Source organism: Vibrio sp. 378 (assembly GCF_033339435.1).
In genome coordinates this window covers 410-680 of record NZ_JAWOUO010000600.1, presented here as the reverse complement: position 1 = coordinate 680, position 271 = coordinate 410, and the positions used below count along the sequence as shown (strand labels likewise).

The 271-nt window shown below is 49.8% G+C and carries 1 protein-coding gene; it reads left to right on the top strand.

Translation table 11 applies throughout. From position 1 onward, the window contains the following. Positions 1 to 271: MFS transporter (locus tag R7Q48_RS27775; protein WP_318133505.1), on the top strand; the 271-nt coding region annotated here is incomplete at both ends.

Here is a 271-nt window from a genome sequence, read left to right as displayed (position 1 = left end):
GTTTTTGGCTTATGGCATTGGCAACGGTGTTGTTTAACTTGTGTTGTGGTCCGGTAGTACCGCTATCAGATGCGATGGCAAACTACTACGCTCGCTTGAAAATGTTGGATTACGGGCGCACGCGTTTGTGGGGGTCTATAGCCTTCATTGCGGGTTCAACGGTGGTGGGTTTCCTTGTTGCAGAATTTGGCTCGGATATGATTCTGTACACCGCGATGGTGGGGGTGTTCTTTTCATTGCTTTTCGCGATGCGCAGCATCAATCCAATGCC